At 67.4% G+C, this 16,100-nt stretch carries 26 protein-coding genes; 15 read left to right on the forward strand and 11 right to left on the reverse strand.

Annotated elements, in window-relative coordinates; genetic code table 11:
- Positions 1–89: 89 nt before the first annotated feature.
- From AAC979_RS07760 to AAC979_RS07800, 9 genes are read right to left on the reverse strand one after another with little or no spacing between them, the layout of a single operon-like run.
- A complete protein-coding gene (locus AAC979_RS07760) occupies positions 90–1,754 on the reverse strand; it encodes a phage/plasmid primase, P4 family (RefSeq protein WP_371346237.1) in 1,665 nt (554 codons plus the stop codon).
- Positions 1,754–2,920, reverse strand: coding sequence for a CHC2 zinc finger domain-containing protein (locus AAC979_RS07765; protein ID WP_371346238.1), 1,167 nt, complete (start codon positions 2,918–2,920; stop codon positions 1,754–1,756). The genes AAC979_RS07760 and AAC979_RS07765 overlap by 1 nt, the downstream gene beginning before the upstream one ends.
- Positions 2,917–3,606 (reverse strand): hypothetical protein, encoded by a 690-nt coding sequence (locus tag AAC979_RS07770; protein WP_371346239.1) that lies wholly within the window; start codon positions 3,604–3,606, stop codon positions 2,917–2,919. The genes AAC979_RS07765 and AAC979_RS07770 overlap by 4 nt, the downstream gene beginning before the upstream one ends.
- A complete protein-coding gene (locus AAC979_RS07775; RefSeq protein ID WP_371346240.1) occupies positions 3,603–4,376 on the reverse strand; it encodes a hypothetical protein in 774 nt (257 codons plus the stop codon). Before AAC979_RS07775 ends, AAC979_RS07770 begins: the two co-directional genes overlap by 4 nt.
- Entirely contained in the window at positions 4,373–4,975 is a 603-nt protein-coding gene (locus tag AAC979_RS07780) for an MT-A70 family methyltransferase (RefSeq protein WP_371346241.1), read from the reverse strand. The genes AAC979_RS07775 and AAC979_RS07780 overlap by 4 nt, the downstream gene beginning before the upstream one ends.
- On the reverse strand, positions 4,972–5,199 hold the full coding sequence (locus tag AAC979_RS07785) for a hypothetical protein (protein WP_371346242.1): 228 nt from the start codon (positions 5,197–5,199) through the stop codon (positions 4,972–4,974). Before AAC979_RS07785 ends, AAC979_RS07780 begins: the two co-directional genes overlap by 4 nt.
- Positions 5,200–5,202: 3 nt before the next feature.
- Entirely contained in the window at positions 5,203–5,559 is a 357-nt protein-coding gene (locus AAC979_RS07790) for a hypothetical protein (protein ID WP_371346243.1), read from the reverse strand.
- A 32-nt stretch (positions 5,560–5,591) separates the two neighbouring features.
- Complete coding sequence (locus tag AAC979_RS07795) at positions 5,592–6,092, reverse strand: hypothetical protein (protein ID WP_371346244.1); 501 nt, start codon at positions 6,090–6,092, stop codon at positions 5,592–5,594.
- Positions 6,089–6,400: a hypothetical protein gene (locus tag AAC979_RS07800; protein WP_371346245.1), complete on the reverse strand. Its 312-nt coding sequence runs from the start codon at positions 6,398–6,400 to the stop codon at positions 6,089–6,091. The genes AAC979_RS07795 and AAC979_RS07800 overlap by 4 nt, the downstream gene beginning before the upstream one ends.
- 53 nt (positions 6,401–6,453) lie before the next feature.
- Here AAC979_RS07800 and AAC979_RS07805 point away from each other — a divergent pair, with 53 nt between their 5' ends.
- The gene (locus tag AAC979_RS07805; protein ID WP_371346246.1) at positions 6,454–6,723 is read left to right on the forward strand and encodes a hypothetical protein; all 270 of its coding nucleotides are present in this window, start codon (positions 6,454–6,456) and stop codon (positions 6,721–6,723) included.
- Positions 6,724–6,827: 104 nt separating this feature from the next.
- On the opposite strand, the gene AAC979_RS07810 is transcribed toward AAC979_RS07805, so the two are convergent.
- The gene (locus AAC979_RS07810; protein WP_371346247.1) at positions 6,828–7,136 is read right to left on the reverse strand and encodes a hypothetical protein; all 309 of its coding nucleotides are present in this window, start codon (positions 7,134–7,136) and stop codon (positions 6,828–6,830) included.
- Here AAC979_RS07810 and AAC979_RS07815 point away from each other — a divergent pair.
- Positions 7,135–7,884 carry a helix-turn-helix transcriptional regulator gene (locus AAC979_RS07815; protein ID WP_371346248.1) on the forward strand — a complete coding sequence of 250 codons (750 nt, stop codon included), beginning with the start codon at positions 7,135–7,137 and terminating at the stop codon, positions 7,882–7,884. The genes AAC979_RS07810 and AAC979_RS07815 overlap by 2 nt on opposite strands.
- Here the strand turns inward: AAC979_RS07815 and AAC979_RS07820 are convergent.
- The gene (locus AAC979_RS07820) at positions 7,881–8,723 is read right to left on the reverse strand and encodes a WYL domain-containing protein (RefSeq protein WP_371346249.1); all 843 of its coding nucleotides are present in this window, start codon (positions 8,721–8,723) and stop codon (positions 7,881–7,883) included. The two genes, AAC979_RS07815 and AAC979_RS07820, sit on opposite strands and share 4 nt — an antisense overlap.
- A 137-nt stretch (positions 8,724–8,860) precedes the next feature.
- Between AAC979_RS07820 and AAC979_RS07825 the strand changes: the two genes are divergently transcribed.
- The 13 genes from AAC979_RS07825 (at position 8,861) to ssb (ending at position 16,092) form a co-directional block, all read left to right on the forward strand.
- Positions 8,861–9,391: a hypothetical protein gene (locus AAC979_RS07825; protein ID WP_371346250.1), complete on the forward strand. Its 531-nt coding sequence runs from the start codon at positions 8,861–8,863 to the stop codon at positions 9,389–9,391.
- Between the two features lie 109 nt (positions 9,392–9,500).
- Positions 9,501–10,163 (forward strand): hypothetical protein, encoded by a 663-nt coding sequence (locus AAC979_RS07830; protein WP_371346251.1) that lies wholly within the window; start codon positions 9,501–9,503, stop codon positions 10,161–10,163.
- A complete protein-coding gene (locus AAC979_RS07835; RefSeq protein ID WP_371346252.1) occupies positions 10,160–10,393 on the forward strand; it encodes a hypothetical protein in 234 nt (77 codons plus the stop codon). The genes AAC979_RS07830 and AAC979_RS07835 overlap by 4 nt, the downstream gene beginning before the upstream one ends.
- A gap of 23 nt (positions 10,394–10,416) precedes the next feature.
- Positions 10,417–10,767, forward strand: coding sequence for a hypothetical protein (locus AAC979_RS07840; RefSeq protein WP_371346253.1), 351 nt, complete (start codon positions 10,417–10,419; stop codon positions 10,765–10,767).
- A gap of 42 nt (positions 10,768–10,809) precedes the next feature.
- Positions 10,810–11,739 carry a DUF2303 family protein gene (locus AAC979_RS07845; protein WP_371346254.1) on the forward strand — a complete coding sequence of 310 codons (930 nt, stop codon included), beginning with the start codon at positions 10,810–10,812 and terminating at the stop codon, positions 11,737–11,739.
- A gap of 185 nt (positions 11,740–11,924) precedes the next feature.
- Entirely contained in the window at positions 11,925–13,043 is a 1,119-nt protein-coding gene (gene dnaN / locus AAC979_RS07850; protein ID WP_371349020.1) for a DNA polymerase III subunit beta, read from the forward strand.
- Positions 13,044–13,045: 2 nt separating this feature from the next.
- Positions 13,046–13,786: a hypothetical protein gene (locus AAC979_RS07855; protein WP_371346255.1), complete on the forward strand. Its 741-nt coding sequence runs from the start codon at positions 13,046–13,048 to the stop codon at positions 13,784–13,786.
- The gene (locus AAC979_RS07860; RefSeq protein ID WP_371346256.1) at positions 13,783–13,917 is read left to right on the forward strand and encodes a hypothetical protein; all 135 of its coding nucleotides are present in this window, start codon (positions 13,783–13,785) and stop codon (positions 13,915–13,917) included. The genes AAC979_RS07855 and AAC979_RS07860 overlap by 4 nt, the downstream gene beginning before the upstream one ends.
- The gene (locus tag AAC979_RS07865; protein WP_371346257.1) at positions 13,914–14,135 is read left to right on the forward strand and encodes a hypothetical protein; all 222 of its coding nucleotides are present in this window, start codon (positions 13,914–13,916) and stop codon (positions 14,133–14,135) included. Before AAC979_RS07860 ends, AAC979_RS07865 begins: the two co-directional genes overlap by 4 nt.
- Positions 14,128–15,096, forward strand: coding sequence for a phage Gp37/Gp68 family protein (locus AAC979_RS07870; RefSeq protein ID WP_371346258.1), 969 nt, complete (start codon positions 14,128–14,130; stop codon positions 15,094–15,096). Before AAC979_RS07865 ends, AAC979_RS07870 begins: the two co-directional genes overlap by 8 nt.
- A complete protein-coding gene (locus AAC979_RS07875) occupies positions 15,093–15,239 on the forward strand; it encodes a hypothetical protein (RefSeq protein WP_371346259.1) in 147 nt (48 codons plus the stop codon). The genes AAC979_RS07870 and AAC979_RS07875 overlap by 4 nt, the downstream gene beginning before the upstream one ends.
- A complete protein-coding gene (locus tag AAC979_RS07880) occupies positions 15,236–15,613 on the forward strand; it encodes a DUF4031 domain-containing protein (protein ID WP_371346260.1) in 378 nt (125 codons plus the stop codon). The genes AAC979_RS07875 and AAC979_RS07880 overlap by 4 nt, the downstream gene beginning before the upstream one ends.
- Positions 15,613–16,092, forward strand: a complete 480-nt coding sequence (gene ssb, locus AAC979_RS07885; protein WP_371346261.1) for a single-stranded DNA-binding protein — start codon at positions 15,613–15,615, stop codon at positions 16,090–16,092. The genes AAC979_RS07880 and ssb overlap by 1 nt, the downstream gene beginning before the upstream one ends.
- Positions 16,093–16,100: the final 8 nt, after the last annotated feature.

The raw sequence follows: 16,100 nt of genomic DNA on the forward strand, positions 1-16,100 counted from the left end.
CTTCCCTATCCTCCCAAATCCTCCCAATGCACGCAGTTTCAATGAGTTAGCGGAGCGCCCATCCTCCCATTTTTGGGAGGATGGGAGGATCACCGCTCATAGGGGTTGTCGTCATCCTTCTCCGGCGGCGATGACACCGGCTCGAAGTCGTGCTCGGACTTGATCAGCGCGATATCGAGCCAATAGCTGTTGCTGGACTTGGTCTGGCTCATGCCCCGGTCCTTCATCGCGCTCGCCAGCCCCTTCGCCGACCACGCCTTCTCATCCGCCTGCCCCGCCCAGGCGCAGAACACCCGGTGCAGCGCCGTTGACTGCACGCGCTGGCCGAGGGCGGACACCGTGCATTCGGCGAGGAAGCGGCCCAGCGGGTCGGAATCCTCGCGGTATTGTTGCGTGGCCTCGATCACCACTTCGGGCAGCACCAGCCCATGGTCGAGCCAGTCGCACAGCCCGCCCAGCAGCCGGTTGAGAATGCCGCTCGCCTCGGCGCGCAGCTTCAGCGTCAGGCGCGGATCGCGCCGTTCGGGCGGAATGAACACCGGCCAGGGGATCAGCAGCAACCGCCCCCATATGCCGTCATCCGTGCCGGTGATCTTGGGGCGGTAGTTGCCCTGCATCGTCAGCTTGAACTGCGGCACGAAGCTGAAGAAGTCACGGTTGAGATGCCGCGCCTTCATCGTGTCGCCGCCGGTGGCGAGCTTGATCAGCCCTTCGGCCAGCTTGGCGCCCTTCTCGGGCTCCGAGGTGGTGAGGTAGCGAACGCCCGGCAGAATGGCGATGTCGGGGTTCGCCTCGCCGCCCCGCCGCGCCCGCCCGCTGTCGAGGAAGGTCTCGACAGGCACGGTCTCGGTATAGCTGCCGGCGATGTATTTCAGCGTCTCGACATACACGCCCTTGCCGTTGCGGCCCTTGCCGTAGAAGAACACGAGCTTCTGCTCGCCGATATCGCCGGTAAGCGAGAGCCCGCCCCACTGGTCGAGGAAGCGCCGCACCGCCGTCGTCGGCTGCACCTCGGCGAAGAACGCATCGAACATCGGGCAGGCGGCTTCGGGGTCATAATCCACCTCCGCCATCTTGGTGATGCAGTCTTCCCGCCGGTGCGGGCGCAGCTGCACATAGGGCTCATCGCCGGGGCGCTTGCGCACCTCGAGCGTGCCGTTGCGCACGTTGATCACCATCGGGTCGGCGTCGAACACGTCGGGGGAGCGTTCCCGGTCGCTCTGCACCAGCCCGCGCAGGCAGTTCACATGCCCGGCCGCCTGGCTGGTCATCGCCCAGTCCCGCAACTCGTCGGAAAGGTTCACCGGCCGGCGCTTGCCCGGCTTCTGGATTTCGGGGTCTTCCCCGCTCGCCGCCAGCCAGTCCGCTTCATCCTCGATCAGCCGGATGGCTTCCTTTATCCGCCCTTCCAGCGCGCGCTCCGCCTCGCGGCGCGACCAGCGCCGCCCGTCCCAGGCAAGCCAGCCCCAATCACGCACGAAAAGGAATTCGTCGCCGAACCGGCGCAGAAAGCGCTCCGCATTGCCGAGGTCGGTGCAGGGCAGGCGCGCCAGTTCCGCATGCAGGGCATCCTCCCCGGCATCGCCGCCGCCCCCCGCACCCCCCGTTTCCGCCGCCGCCGAACCGCCCGAATGGGAAGATGACGGGGCAGGCCGGGCGGGGGAGGAATGGGGTGCGGGGAAGGGAGCCTCCGCCACCGGGTCCACCATGCGGGCGATGGCCTCGAAAGCCTCGTGCTTCGGCTGTTCGCCCATCACATCACCATGCTGTTGAAGTCATGGCCCGCCGGGGGCCACAGGGTCGCCACGTGGCGCCCCGGCACCAGGTGCCGGCGCTCCGCCCGCGCCATCGTCAGGCGGGTGGTGAACGGGTCGCTGTCCCCGTCGCCGAGAAGGCGCAGATCCATCACGCTGCCGGGCACCGGCACCGCGGCCGAATCCATGTCCGGTTCCGGCCCGGGCACCTGCTTCACCCGGCCGGCAGGCGTCGTCTCCGCAGGGTGAGGCACGCGGGAATGCGCCGCCGCCCGCCCGGCAAGATTGCCGAGGTCGACCGAGGTCCACATGGCGAGCCCGTCCAGCGCCCGCCCTGTGCGCGCCAGCGCGGTGAAGACGGTCAGCACCGTCTCGATCCCCTCGCCGATGATCAGGCGCCCCGGCGCCGCATGGCGCAGCAGTTCGATCCGCCCGCCCGCCTTGCTGCCGCGCACCTTCTTGGCCGGCAGCTTCTCCCCCGTGTCGGGGTGCACCAACGCCAGCTTTCCCTTGGGCGCGTCGAGGTCGATCCACGTGATATGCAGCCCGGCCAGCCGCCCATCGGCGCCGGTAATGGCCGCCAGCATCGCCGGCCCTTCATGCAGCCGGCGCCAGTTCTTCCGCCCGGCCCCATCCTGCCCGTGCTCGAGATAGGGCATGGCCGGGTGCGCCCGCAGCGCGGCGCCGGCGGGCCAGTCCACATGGCGAATGTCGCGCAGATAGGTTTCTACCGGCGTGCCCGGCAGCGGCCCCGCCGCCTGCCAGAACTCCCAGCACCGCTTGCGCTCCGCCTCGCGATAGGCGGCATTCTTGGCCTCATCGGCCGCCTTCTTTTCCGCCGCCGCGCGCGCCCGCCGCTCATCCTCCGCCGGGTCGGTTTCCTGCGCCCCGCCCAGCCAGTCGATAGCCTCGCGGAAGCCCAGCTTTTCCGCCTGCTGCACAAGGCGGATCACGTCGCCGCCGTCCTGGCAGCGCGCGCACACCCAGCCATCGTCCCAGCACTCGAAAGAGGTGGAATCCTTGGCCGCCCGGTCGAGCGAGTGGATAGGGCAGGGGCCGACCATACGCCCCTTCCGGCCGCCACGGCGCAGGCTCACCCACTTGCCGGCCACGTCGCAGCAGGAGTTCCGGGCGCGCAGATCCGCGAGGGAGCTTTCGGAGATCATTCCGCCGCCTCCATCTGCCGTGCGGCAACGGTGCTCCACTGCGCCGCCATGGCGGCAGCAAGGCCCTCATAGGTCCGGCTGCGGTCCTTCCAGCGGTCAGGGCCGGGCGAAGCCCGATGCACCTTCGACCACGCTTTGTGCTCTTCCGTGCCGCGCGCAGGCGGCGTCAGCTTCTTGGTCGGCACCAGCGGCGGCAATCCGCGCAGATAGAGCCCTGTCGCCTTGAAGGCTGGGTCGCCAAACCACCAAGGCTGCACGGTCTGCGGCTTCGACCAGTTGCGAATCCGCTCGCGCGCATAGCGGTGCATCACCGGGTTCTCGACGCACACCCGCTCCACTGGGGCATTCCAGCAGTCGGAGAACAGCGCCGCGCCTGCGTCGAGTTCGGCCCACATCTCCTCCAGCGTCCGGCCGGGCGGCGCCTTGCGCAGCCAGCGCACCCCGCTATTGCACAGGCGGGTGCAGGGCGGGTGCATCACGGCGAGGAGGTCCCATCCCCCGCCGAGGTGGTCCCGCACATCGCCGATAATGTGCCGGTTGCTGCCGTCTTCAGCCGGCAGCACGTCAACGGACCACACATCGTGTCCGTAGGCGGCAAAAGCCCGGCGCACGACACCAGAGGTTTCGCAGCCGATCAGGATGCGCATCGGGGCAGGATGGTCGGTCGGGGAAAATGGTGCAGTCATGCCGCCGCCCTCTCGACAACCGGGAGGCGCGCAGGCAGCGTCACGCAATGGAATTGCGAGTTCTCAATGGGCCGTTCGGTCTTTTGCTTGCAGGCACGCTTCTCGGCGTGCCGGTGGGCATGTCGCTGGTGCCCTTTCTTCTTCTTGAGGTCGCTGGAGACTGGATCGCTTTCGGCGGGGCGATAGCCGGCGGACTGGTAGGGGGGATTTTGACAGTCGCCGCCGGTTACATGGCTTGGCATGCGGCGCAACGGCAACTGAAGGCGCAGCAGAGAGCCGTATACATCACTATCCTTTCCCGAGAGCGGGATATTCTGCGCGATGAACTCCCCGGCATACTTGATGCTATAAAGTTCATGAAAATAATCGCGCCAGTGACAGTGGAGGATTTTGATACGGTGTCGAAGTACGCGTATTATACTCTTGTTGGCCGGAGCGCGCTGGGCGACGACGATTTCGCTAACGCTGACGCTCGCAAATTGGTCGAAGAGTTTCTTCGAAGAACGCAGCCGATGTATAGAGAAAGAATAATACACATCGTTGATCGAGTGTTTGCGAATGCATCCAATCGTCGAAGTCTCGCTGATCTGTTTGTGTTGCCAGAAGAGGCCGAACGCGAGCGTGAAGATCGGCGGAGAGAACTTCTCAGAGAGGTCGCGTCTGAACACAAGTATTTTTCTGGATTGAGCAGCGAGCGCATCGCAACGTACGCTCACGTTGAGGCACTGATCAGTCGCGAAATTGCCGATAGCGTGAAAGCGCTCCATCATGAGCCCCCCACCTGATCGAACTTGCCCGCCTCATTCCCCCACACATCCCAGCCGGGCCGGCTCTGGCGGGAGAACAGGCTGGCGCGCCTTGCCTGCGGCCACGCCGCTTCGCAGCGGGCATAGAATTCATCGGGCTTACGGGAATGCTCGCGCGCGAGCCCGTCGAGCGAATCCGCTTCCAGCGTCTCGACGAGGTTGGGAAAGCTCGCCCCGCTCCAGTCGCCGCCGGGCAGGCGGGCGATGATGTAAGGCTCGTGCAGCGAGCGGGCGACATAGCCCGGCCCCCATTGCAGCTTGCCGTTCACCGTGCGCTTGGCCCAGCCGCCGCCGGTCACCGGCTTCAGCCCCCACCCGCGGATGACATCGACATGCGCGCCGATGGCGACCAGCGGCCATGTCGTCCACATCACGCACACACCGCCCGGCGCCAGCAAATTGCCCACCGGCAGCGCGGCGATGTCGGCCAGCGACATGGTGGCGTACTGCGCCTGCGGCGACTTCGCCTCGCCCTTCGCCGAATACAGGTCGAAGTTCCACGGCGGATCGAGCTCGACGACGTCATAGGCGAACATGCGCAAGGGTGCGAAAGGCCAGGTCACTGCCCCATCTCCCGCATCAGCGCCGTCGTCAGGCGCTCCCATTCCTTCGGTGACCAGATGCCCGCCCCCGGTGCCAGCGCGCGCTCGACATAGCCGGCGCTGATGCGCAGCTGCCGGGCGATCTCCCAGCGCGGCCGGCCGAGGGCGTGCAGCCGCCGCACCACGGGCACCACCCGCCGCCAGGGCCGCTTGACGATGAAGATCACCGGCGTGCGCGCGAGCATGGGTCACCACTGCGTCCGGCTGCCGAGATCGGCGCATTGCGCCGCCGGGCTCCCCGCGCAGCCGCCGGCCGGCTGCAACCGCCGCCACGCCAACGGGCGGGCATCGCCGGAGGAGGGCACGGCATCGGCGGGCGGGGCCTTGTGCCGTGCGGCAAGCGCGGCCAGCAGCGGGTCGGTGCCGGCGCCGGCCTTACGGCAGTCGAGCGGGCCGTCTTCGCTGTCGTGCCCGATGCCGAGAAGGAAGGCCCTCTGCTTCGCCGCGTCGGGCGAGCGCCGCCCCAGCCCTTCCGCCTCCATCAGTGCGACGATGCGGGCATAGGGCAGCCCCTTGGCCACCAGCCGGCGCAAGGCCGCGTCCATTTCCTCGGTCCATCCGCGCGGGTGCCGGCCCATCACCGCCCCCCATTCGCTTTGGCGGAAAGCCGGGCATAGAGGCTCGACATCGCCATCAGCGCGTCGCGCACATCAGGCAGTGCGGCGCGGGCCTCAGCCGGGGTGATCTCCACCCCGCCCTCGGAGTCCAGCGCCGCGCTGGCGAAGATCTTGGCCGCCGCCTCGCTGGTCTCGCGCATGGCTTCGGCGGTCAGCTGCACGGCGGCGTCACCTTCCGGCGGCGCGGGCACGAAAAAGCCGCCGGCGCACGCGGCGAGGTATGCCGCCGCCTCGGTGCAGCGAAAGCGCTCGGCCAGCTGGCAGGCATGGGCGAAGGCGAACTCGCCCGGCTGGTCCGGGTCCATCTGCCGGTAAAGTGTCGAGCGCGCAATGTTGAGAAAGCCCAAGGCGAGGATCATGCCTTCGCTCGGCGCCCCGTTCGGCCCGTGCTCGCGGCCGATCTGGTCGAACATCCGGTCAAGTGCCTCGTGGGCGGAGCCGATGGCGGGCCGCTTGGTCATGCCGGCACCTCGCCGGGCAGCGGCAACCCCGCCTCAAGCTCCGGCACCAGCGCCCGCAACCGGTCGCTGGGCTCCAGAACGGCGAGCACATGGCACACGTCGAAGTCTGCGCTGAAGTCGTAGCCATGAATTCCACGAAGCTGGAAACACGCCCCAATCTCATGCGCCAACGCCATGCGCGCCGCCGTGGACAGCTTGTCCTCTTTGGACAGCGTCACCAAGATCGCCAGCGCCCGCTCGGCGGGCCTAGCGTTGAGCCGCATGGTCAGGGTAAGCGGCGTAGGGGCCGGGCTGACAGGCTTTGTCATTCGCCGCGCCCCTCACCATAATGCCGCCAGCGATTGAGCAGGTAGAGAAGCGCGTGGCGGACCAAGGCAATACAGCGGGCAACCCGCTGAACGAACTGAACGTGCAACTGCCGGGGCGGCTGATGACGCTGGAAATCCTCGTCACCCTTCTCCTGCGGGAGAAGGCGGGCTCCGGCCGCATGCTGGCCCAGGCCCGACAGGCTCTCAGCCACATCGAGGCGGAAATCCTGCGCACCACGCCCCCCGGCGAATTGGATTACCCCTTCGCCATCTTCGCCGCCGCCCGCGCTGCGGTCGACAAGATCGCCGCCGAGGTTGGCTAGCCAGTCCATCGCCAGAACGCGCCGCCACAGCCCGCCGTCGGTGCCGGCGAGGGCATAGGCGGGCTGAAAGCGCAGATAGTCGGGGGGCAGAATGCGCACCTCTGTCATGCGCCGCACTCCTCTGGGGTGAGACTTTCCGCCGCCGGATTATCGTTTTCGTCCGGCGCCCCCGGTGCGAGGGTCGGCGTGTCGGGGCGGGGCACGTCGGCGGGCCACTCCGCGCCTTCTGGCCAGTTGGCGGCGAACCACTGCATGGCCCGCTCAAGACGCCGGGCGCCGATGTCACCACCGGCACGAATCCGGGCCAGCCCTTTGCCGTCCCGGAACAGGCGGGTGGAAATCGTCGCCTCTGACAGCCCCGTTGCGGCGCTGTAGGAGGTGCAAATGCGGAACAGGTGTTCGATGGCGTCCATGGCGGCGGACTATGCGGGACATATCCCGCACCTGTCAACGGGATATGTCCCGTTCGCCATTGATGACCTGTGCGGGAATAATCCCGCTATGAATCGACCGATACTTTCACGGATAGAGGCGCGGCTTGCCGTCGTCAGGGAGACGGACGGCAAGTCGGAAGCGGCCGTGTGTCGCGAGGCTGGCCTTGGCCGCGATGCGATCCGTGACATTCGGAGGCGGGAAGGGGTTCTCCCCCGGCTAGACACTCTCGCCGCACTTGCCGTGCCGTTGCGGACGACCCCGGAATGGCTTGCCTTTGGTCGCGGGTGGGAAGACCCCGGCCTAGTCGCTCAGGGACTCAGGCCGGTCCCTCTGGTCTCGTGGGTGGCGGCGTCCGCTTTTGCCGAAACCACGTTTGGCGCCGGGCTTCCGGCCGACCTACCCACCATCAATGTCCCTGATCTTCCGGCGGGCGAGTACATTGCCCTCAAGGTGCAGGGCGATTCAATGAACCGCATTGCCGTCGATGGGTCGACCATCATCGTCAGGCTGAACGACAAGGAACTTCTCGACCGCGCGTTCTATGTCTTCATGGGCACCGACGGCACGACGTTCAAACGCTACCGTGCCAAAGAGGGCCCGCAACGGCTCGAGGCTTACTCGACATCGGACCATCCGACTATCTACCCATCCGAGCGAATCGAGGTGGTCGGCAGGGTCATCAGGGTCATAACAGACCTTTATCGCCCCGGCCCCGCACGGCTTTAGGCCCGCTTCTTCCGGGCCGTCGCCAGCAGCAGGTTCAACGCCTCCCTTTCGACAGCGTCGACAGCCCCGTCGTGCCGTGCCAACTCGAGTGCGTAGCGCCCGATGAGTGCCAGATTGTCGTCGTCCCGCGCGATCTTCCCAACAGCCTGCACATAGGACCGGCGCGTTGGCGTAAGCCCCTGCGCGAGAAACGCCATTTCCGCCACTAGGTCTGCGTCGCCATCGAGGCCGACACCTGCGAGCCGTTCCCTCACATACGCCACCTCAATGCGGGCCTCCGCCTCCGACCGGCCCCCATCAAGCAGGCTCAGATAAGCCAGTATCTTGAGGCCTGGCAGGGTCGCATCTCTTGCCTCTTCCGCACGCGCCCTATGCGCGACACGCGCTTCATGGCGGGCGGAATAGTCAACCTTTGGTTTAGCAGCCTTTGCGGGCCTTCGGTCGAACGCGTCTTCGTTATAAATGGCAAGTTTATCGAAGAACGCGATATGATCACTTACCAGATGTCCAGAGCGTAATTCGCGAACACTCTCCATTCGATCCACGCGGAACGTCCGCATTGACTCGCGCATAGTGCAAAGCCCTCGCACATATACGCCGCCGCCATTCCAGAATACTTGGTGGCACAGCACGTCACGACTGGTCCACTGACCCTGAGAGTCGACATAATCGAAGCTGATAAATAGGCCCTCTGCGTCGGTGGGGTCATCGTTGCCCGGGTTTATCTCGATCATCTCGCCAGTGTCGGCGTTCGTGACCTCGACGATGTCGGCCCGTGCAAACTTGCGCCACGGCTCCTCTGGCGCACCCTTCGCACCGAACCAGTCCAGAAGCCCCATTCCCGCCTCCCTATCGCCAAACGAGTATTGCGCATCGTGACACCTCCAGCGAAGCGGGACATATCCCGTCTTTGTTGTTGACGCGGGACATATCCCGCATCATAGTCGCCCCCAATCCACGCGATTGGGAGCGACGCATGCACCCCGCCCACCACGAATCTGCGCTTGCCGCGTTCTTCCGCCGCCATGGCCTTGTCGCCCCCCACACGGAATGTGACGGGCTGATCGAACGCCACGGCCTGGTGCTGGCCATGGGCTTCGCGATGCGCGAGGCGCATTTCCGCGCCACCCCGGCGGAGGGCGGCGCCTTCGCCTTCGGCAACCACGTCTTTCCGGTTGACGACTGGATGGCCGCCAGCGGCGACGCCCACGCCTTCGCCCAGCTGGCGGCCGAGGTCGCCGACACCCGCCGCCTCGCGCAGCGTGATCGCCCCTTCGAGGCGCTGGTGGACCGCATGGCGCTGGATATGCGCCGGCTCGATCTCGCCGGCATCCCCGTCACGGCGGATGTGCTGGCCTGCGAGGGCTACACCTCGGCGGAAATCACCGAGGCGGGCATGACGGCGGCCCAGCTGGCGGAGGCGATGAAGGTCGCCCAGGCCCGCTACTGGCAATCCCGCAAGGCCAAGACCGAGAAGGCCGCCGCCCGCCTTTGCGAGGCCGCGTGATGGGCACCGCCGCGCTCTGCCTCGCCATCGCGTTTTTCTGCGCCCTCATCGGCCTTGGCGTCGCCATGGCCTATCACCTCTGCTTCGGCCTGGCGGAGGAAGACGGCGAATGAGCCTCCCGCCCCGCGTCTGGAAGCAGTCCCGTTATGGCCGCGCGCTCGATCTTGTCGAGCCGCGCGCGGAAGAGGTGAGCTTTGCCGAGATCGCGGACCAGCTGTCGCTGATCAATCGGTACGTCGGCGCTTCCACCGTCGCCGTCTCGGTCGCCAACCACACGCTCATCGCCTTCCGCGCGGCGGAGCGTGCCGGCGCCACCGAGCGGGAGAGGGCGCTCGTGCTGCTGCACGACGCGCTTGAGACCCGCATTGGCGACAAGGCCACCCCGGTCAAGGCGATGGAATTCGCCGTTGCCCGGCAGATGTTCGGCCTCCCCTTTGAGGACTCGTTGCGCCAGCTGATGGCGGAAATCGAGCGTCGGCATGATACCGCCATCTATGCCGCCGCCGGCATTGCCCCGCCCAGCGAGGCGGAGCGCGCCTTCGTCAAGCACTGCGACATCGTCGCGCTCAACACCGAGCGGCGGGATTTCCTCGCGCCCCCACCGATGCCATGGGGCGCGGACATCGAGGCCGTGCCTGCGCTTTCCAGCCGCCAGCGCCTTCTGCCGCCGCCCGCCGCGTCGCTGGCGCTGCATGAACTTTTCATCAGCCACCTGCCCGGCGCCCGCGCCCAAAGCGCCCGCGCCGCGCCCATCACGCAGAGGTCCGCATGAGCCTCGCCCAGGATCGCCAGCGCCGCCGCCAGTTGGCGGAAGACTATGCCGCCCGGCGCCGCAAGTTCGCGCCGATTTCGGAGGTGGAGCAGCAGCTCAAGAAGCTGACACACCGCCTTCTGCGCAGCGAGGTGGCGGAAGCCAAGGCCGCCCGCCGCAAGGCCAACGCCGCCACCCGCACTGGCAGCCTCGCCGCCGATCTCGATCTCTTCACCGTCAACCACGGCTGACTGCCGGCCCGCAGGGGATTCCTATGACCACGCGCATCATTCGCAGCCTCTTTCAGGCGCTCGGCCTCTCCAATCGGGGGCGCTTCGAAGAGAAGGCCAACGCCGAAATGCAGCGCCTCATCGACGCGCTGCAGGAGCACCCCGACGAGAAGGCCAAGGGCACGCTCACCCTCACCATCGACTTCGTGAAGCTGGGCGACCGCATGGACATGAAGCCCCAGGTCAAGGCCAAGCTGCCCGAAGAGAAGGGCTTCACCTCCACCCCGTTCTGGGTGGTCGAGGGTGGCCTGTCCGTTCAGCACCCCAGCCAGTCCGACATGTTCGGCGGCCCGTCCGAAGTCGGCGAGCGCCGCCGCACGGCCGAGCCGGCCTGACTCCACACCCTCGATTCACCCCGCTGACAGGAGCACCCTCCCGTGTCCATCACCGAGCAAAAGCCGGACCTGCCGCCCGCGGCATCCGCGCGGTACATCGCCGAACTCGCCCGCGACGCCGAGGCGCCGACGCTTATCAGCATCCCGACCGCAGGGCTGGGCGCCGGTCTGCCGGCCACGGTTCCGGCCCTGTGGGACCGCAAGAGCCAGCGCGTCATCCCGGTCTTTGACGAGATCGAGCGCTATCGCCAGGGGCCGGCGCGCATCAAGGGCACCGCTGTCGTCGACACGCTGGAAAGCTTCATCGGGCTGGTGAACCGGCACAAGAGCGAGGACAGCGTCATCTTCGCCGCGACGTCGTGGCCCAAGCCCTCGCTCACGGCGGTGATCGACTATTACACCCTCACCCACGGCACGGCGCACAAGCAGCACCGCGTGGCCTATGCCTTCCCCCTCACCGAGGAATTCAAGGCGTGGGTGGCCGGCAACGGCAAGCCGATGGAGCAGCAGGCCTTCGCCGAGTTCCTCGAGGAGCACGCGTCCGAACTCTCCGCCCCGTTCGAGCAGGAGAAGACGGACTATCAGCCGCTCTTCAAGGAGCGCTTCGCCCTGCCGAATGAGCTGCTCGAATTGTCCCGGCACCTCGAGGTCAATGTCGGCGCCAAGATGAAGCAGGGCTACCGGCTGCAGACGGGCGAGCGGCAGATCGTGTTCGAGACCGAGCACATGAATGCCAAGGGCGAGCCGATCGATATTCCCGGCATCTTCATGATCCAGCTGCCGCCCTTCGTCGATGGCGATGTCGTCCGCATTCCCGCCCGCATCCGCTATCGCGCGGGGCAGGGCGGGGTGACGTGGTTCTACCAGCTGTACCGCTGGGAATATTGGCTGCGCACCCGCGTGCAGAACGACCTGCTCAAGGCCGGGAAGGATACCGGCCTGCCGACCTTCGAAGGCTCCCCCGAATCCTGATCCTCCCCCCGGCGCCTATGGCGAGGCGCCGGGACCCCCGCCGGGCGGCGCCCCGCGCATGCGCGCCGCCCGGCCTTTCTCATCCTCTTCGCGGCGCCCCTCACGCCGCGAAACCGAGCCGGGCGGTGATCCCGCCCAGCCCCGCCGCCCGGCTCACCCCATCCCCCTCACGCGAGACGCAGATCATGAACATCACCGTCGAGCGCGCCGCATTCCTCGCCGCGCTCCAGCGCGCCCACCGCGCCGTCGAGCGCCGCAACACCATCCCCATTCTCGCCAACGTGCTTCTGCGCGCCGAGGGCGGAAGCCTCACCCTCATCGCCACCGATCTCGATATCGAGATCGAAGACACGCTCCCGGCCGAATGCGCGGCCGAGGGCGAGGGCACCCTGCCGGCGCACACCTTGCTCGACATCGTCAAGAAGCTGCCCGAGGGCGTGCAGATCAAGCTCGAGTTCGACACCGCCAAGGGCACCGCCACCCTGCGCGCCGGCCGCTCCCGCTTCTCCCTGCAGGCGCTGCCGTCGGCGGAATTCCCCAGCCTCGCTCGGGTGGAAGACGGTGCCGCCTTCGAGGTGCCCGGCCACGCGCTGGCGGACGTGCTGGATCGGGTCAAGTTCGCCATCTCGACGGAAGAGACGCGGTACTACCTCAACGGCATCTATCTGCACCGCGACCCGGAGGGCTCCGGCAAGCTGCGCCTGGTGGCGACGGACGGGCACCGCCTCTCGCTCGCCTCGCTGGCGATCGATGGCCTGCCGGATTTCCTCGGGGTCATCGTGCCCCGCAAGGCGGTGGAAGAACTCACCCGCATGGCCCAGGCGGCGGATAAGGCGCCGCTCGCCTTGCAGATCTCCGGCGCCAAGCTCGCCGCCACCTTCGGCCGCGCCCGCTTCACCACCAAGCTCATCGACGGCACCTTCCCGGACTATGGCCGCGTCATCCCGCTGGGCAACGCGCATGTGGCCACGCTGCAGGCGGAAGAATTGGCGTCCGCCGTCGATCGCGTCGGCACCGTCGCCAGCGAGCGGGGCAGGGCGGTGAAGTTCACCTTTTCCGCCGGCAAGCTGGTGCTGGAGGTGGTGAACCCCGATGCCGGCAACGCCTCGGAAGAGCTCGATATCGCCTATGCCGGCGAGGAAATGAGCATCGGCTTCAATGGCCGCTATGTCTCCGACCTGCTGGGCGCCACGGCCAAGACCGGCCCTGTCGAGATCGCGCTCAACGATCCCGGCTCCCCCACCATCTTCCGCCGCCCCGAATCCACCGACGCGAAATGCGTCCTCATGCCGATGAGGGTTTGACAATGCTCCCGAAGCAGATCGAAGGCGCCACCCGCACCATTGGCGAAAGCCAGGGCTATATCGGCCTGCCGCTGCGCGACGAGGTGGTCGACTGCGCCGTCAACGGCGACGCCACGCCCTGCATGGTTTCGGCCTGGCAACCGTCACCTGAAGAAATCGAAGCCCAGCGCGCCGGCGCCCCGGTGCTGCTCCGCGTTCTCGGCACCCAGCACCCGCCGGTGATGGTCTATGTGGAAACGCCCGTCCCGCCGACGGCCCGCCGCTGGTGGCCGGCGGAATATGCTGATGAGATCATGCCCGGCGGCACCGTGTCGCCGGATGAATGGATTGTCGGCTTCTGCGGGGCAGGCTGGATCATCGGTTCGCCGCAGGAAGATGAGCGTAAGGACTACACCTGCTTCCTCGTACTGCCCGGCGCCGAAATCGGCTTCGACTGGCACGAGCCGCGCGGCCACGACACGCTCACCATTTTCCCCGATGGAACGTGGAAGCTGGCGTCGGGCGAGCCTGCGGATTGGACCCTCGTCTTCGATCTCGACGATTACGAGAACAGCGACGACAGCCTCGACGGCCTCGCTCGCAACAACGCCCACATGCACGATCTGCGGGCAGGCGATGAGCCCATCACCCTCGAGATCGGCTTCGCCAAGTGGGGCCACGCCGCCTTCCGCCTCGAGGTGGCGGGCCGCAAGGCGAAGCTGGTGCCGGTGATGGCAGAGGCGAAGGCCGAGGCCGCGACATGAGCGAGAACCCCGCCCGCCCCATCAACAAGGCGCTGTTCTACCTCATCGCCCTGTCGCTGGTGGTGCTGGATTTCCAGCACACCGGCCTCATCCCCCGCGCCCTCGGCGCCCTGTTCGGAGGCGGCTCATGAGCAAGAACAGCCGCCGCCACCGCCGAGCCTATGTCGCCGGCGCCCACACCGGCATCGCCCGCCTGCGCGCCGTCATCGCGCCGCTGCTGCCGGCCGATGCCCGCCCGGCGCTTGAGAAGATGGCCGCCAACGTCACCGCCGAATTCCCCATGCCGCCCGCCTGGCGCCACGACAAGGCGCCGGCGCGGCGCGCCGAGGAGGCCGATTCCCATGGCTGATCACACCGGCATCGAATGGGCAGACGCGACATGGAATCCCATCGTCGGGTGCTCGGTTCTCTCCCCCGGCTGCACCAACTGCTACGCCATGGGCATGGCCGCGCGCATCGAGGCCATGCAGCCCGGTTCGCACTATGCCGGCACGACGAAACCCACCAAGGCCGGCGCCGTCTGGTCGGGCAAGCTGGCGCTCGCGCCGGATCACATCATCACCCAGCCCCTGCACTGGAGCCGCCCGCGCCGCATCTTCGTCAATTCCATGGGCGACCTCTTTCACGAGGACGCGCCCGACCACTGGATTGATCGCGTCTTCGCCGTCATGGCGTTGGCTCCGCAGCACACTTTCATGGTGCTGACGAAGCGCTCGGCTCGCATGCGCCAGTACCTTGCAGAAGACCGCCGGAACTGGCGGTGCGCTTCGGTAGACGGGCTCTTTCCGCAGCGCACCGATGCATCACGGCAGGCCCGTGATCGCCTCGCCCGGCTCACCGCGCCCGGCGTACCGGCGCCGCTGGAGAATGTCTGGCTCGGCGCGTCGACCGAGCGGCAGGCGGAATGGGATGCGCGGGTGCCGGATCTGAAGGCGACGCCGGCGGTGGTGCGCTTCATCTCCGCCGAACCATTGCTCGGCCCGATCGTCGGCGACTTCTCCCTGATCAACCTCGCCATCGTGGGCGGCGAGAGCGGCCCCAAGGCCCGCCCCATGCATCCAGATTGGGCGCGTTCCCTGCGCGACCAGTGCGCCGCCGCCGGCACGGCCTTTTTCTTCAAGCAGTGGGGTGAGTGGCGCTGGGCGCCCGACAAGGCCCATTTCAAAGAGCTTTTGGAAGACCGCTGGACGCGCCTCGCCTCCGGCCGCGAGGGCGTTCGTCCGGCCCTCATGGTGCGGGAGGGCAAGCGCGCCGCCGGCCGCCTGCTCGACGGCGTCGAACACAACGCCATGCCGGAGGCGCGATCATGAGCGGCTTCAGCCTCACAATAGCCTTCCTCGTCACATGGGCGGTCTGGTCCCCGGCATCCTTCGGCCGCCACCTCGCCGCGATCGCCGACGCCTTTGAGGCCAAGCGCGCCAAGCTCCGCGCCGAGCGGGAGACGGCGCCATGACGGTCTATGTCGACCCCGCCGTCTGGCCCTTCGGCCGCATGCTCATGTGCCACATGTGGGCGGACACGCTCGACGAGCTGCTCGGCATGGCCGACCGCATCGGCGTGCAGCGGAAGTGGATTCAGGGCCACCCCACGCTCTCGCTGCCGCAGGCGCGCAAGGCGTCGTGGGTGCATTTCGACATCTCCAAGGCCAAGCGCGCCTTGGCGGTGTCGGCCGGCGCCGTTGAAACGGACCAGTTCGGCGGCCTCGAATGGCAGGCACGCCGGCAGATCGCCAGCACCGACCCCGCCATCGTTCTCATCGGCGAGGCCCGCCTCGCCCGCGTCATGGAAGCGCGCAGGGCGCGCGAGACACAAGGGAGCCTGCTCTGATGGCCGGCAGCGTCAACAAGGCAATTCTCATCGGCCATCTCGGCCGCGATCCGGAAATCCGCACCTTCCAGAACGGCGGGCGCATCGCCTCGATGCGCCTCGCCACCTCGGAAACCTGGCGCGATAAGGACAGCGGCGAGCGCAAGGAGCGCACCCAGTGGCACAGCGTCGTCATTTTCAACGAGCCGCTGGTGAAGGTGGCCGAGCAGTACCTGCGCAAGGGCAGCAAGGTCTATGTCGAGGGGCAGATCGAGACGCGCAAGCACACCGATCAGGCCGGTGTCGAGCGCTATTACACCGAGGTGGTGCTGCGCCCCTTCCGGGGTGAAATCACCCTGCTCGATCGGCAGGAAACCGGCACGCGCGGCACGCCGGAGGATTACACCCGCACCGATCCGCCGCGCGAAGCCGCCGGCGCCACCCGCCGCTTCGGCGACCAGGGCGCCGCGACCGATATGGACGATGAGATTCCGTTCTAGGGGAGGGT

This window comes from Ancylobacter sp. IITR112 (genome assembly GCF_041415945.1).
In the GTDB taxonomy this organism is placed as follows: Bacteria; Pseudomonadota; Alphaproteobacteria; order Rhizobiales; family Xanthobacteraceae; genus Ancylobacter.

Bases quoted from the DNA above. Each gene is read 5' to 3' on its own strand.
- ssb (WP_371346261.1), top strand. From the start codon at position 15,613: ATGGCCGGCAGCGTCAACAAGGCAATTCTCATCGGCCATCTCGGCCGC.
- AAC979_RS07765 (WP_371346238.1), bottom strand. From the start codon at position 2,920: ATGATCTCCGAAAGCTCCCTCGCGGATCTGCGCGCCCGGAACTCCTGC.
- dnaN (WP_371349020.1), top strand. From the start codon at position 11,925: ATGAACATCACCGTCGAGCGCGCCGCATTCCTCGCCGCGCTCCAGCGC.
- AAC979_RS07875 (WP_371346259.1), top strand. From the start codon at position 15,093: ATGAGCGGCTTCAGCCTCACAATAGCCTTCCTCGTCACATGGGCGGTC.
- AAC979_RS07830 (WP_371346251.1), top strand. From the start codon at position 9,501: ATGAGCCTCCCGCCCCGCGTCTGGAAGCAGTCCCGTTATGGCCGCGCG.
- AAC979_RS07815 (WP_371346248.1), top strand. From the start codon at position 7,135: ATGGCGGCGGACTATGCGGGACATATCCCGCACCTGTCAACGGGATAT.
- AAC979_RS07855 (WP_371346255.1), top strand. From the start codon at position 13,046: ATGCTCCCGAAGCAGATCGAAGGCGCCACCCGCACCATTGGCGAAAGC.
- AAC979_RS07870 (WP_371346258.1), top strand. From the start codon at position 14,128: ATGGCTGATCACACCGGCATCGAATGGGCAGACGCGACATGGAATCCC.
- AAC979_RS07760 (WP_371346237.1), bottom strand. From the start codon at position 1,754: ATGGGCGAACAGCCGAAGCACGAGGCTTTCGAGGCCATCGCCCGCATG.
- AAC979_RS07840 (WP_371346253.1), top strand. From the start codon at position 10,417: ATGACCACGCGCATCATTCGCAGCCTCTTTCAGGCGCTCGGCCTCTCC.
- AAC979_RS07860 (WP_371346256.1), top strand. From the start codon at position 13,783: ATGAGCGAGAACCCCGCCCGCCCCATCAACAAGGCGCTGTTCTACCTC.
- AAC979_RS07785 (WP_371346242.1), bottom strand. From the start codon at position 5,199: ATGCTCGCGCGCACGCCGGTGATCTTCATCGTCAAGCGGCCCTGGCGG.
- AAC979_RS07800 (WP_371346245.1), bottom strand. From the start codon at position 6,400: ATGACAAAGCCTGTCAGCCCGGCCCCTACGCCGCTTACCCTGACCATG.
- AAC979_RS07880 (WP_371346260.1), top strand. From the start codon at position 15,236: ATGACGGTCTATGTCGACCCCGCCGTCTGGCCCTTCGGCCGCATGCTC.
- AAC979_RS07810 (WP_371346247.1), bottom strand. From the start codon at position 7,136: ATGGACGCCATCGAACACCTGTTCCGCATTTGCACCTCCTACAGCGCC.
- AAC979_RS07820 (WP_371346249.1), bottom strand. From the start codon at position 8,723: ATGGGGCTTCTGGACTGGTTCGGTGCGAAGGGTGCGCCAGAGGAGCCG.
- AAC979_RS07865 (WP_371346257.1), top strand. From the start codon at position 13,914: ATGAGCAAGAACAGCCGCCGCCACCGCCGAGCCTATGTCGCCGGCGCC.
- AAC979_RS07775 (WP_371346240.1), bottom strand. From the start codon at position 4,376: ATGATGGAGCGCTTTCACGCTATCGGCAATTTCGCGACTGATCAGTGC.
- AAC979_RS07790 (WP_371346243.1), bottom strand. From the start codon at position 5,559: ATGGACGCGGCCTTGCGCCGGCTGGTGGCCAAGGGGCTGCCCTATGCC.
- AAC979_RS07770 (WP_371346239.1), bottom strand. From the start codon at position 3,606: ATGACTGCACCATTTTCCCCGACCGACCATCCTGCCCCGATGCGCATC.
- AAC979_RS07835 (WP_371346252.1), top strand. From the start codon at position 10,160: ATGAGCCTCGCCCAGGATCGCCAGCGCCGCCGCCAGTTGGCGGAAGAC.
- AAC979_RS07795 (WP_371346244.1), bottom strand. From the start codon at position 6,092: ATGACCAAGCGGCCCGCCATCGGCTCCGCCCACGAGGCACTTGACCGG.
- AAC979_RS07825 (WP_371346250.1), top strand. From the start codon at position 8,861: ATGCACCCCGCCCACCACGAATCTGCGCTTGCCGCGTTCTTCCGCCGC.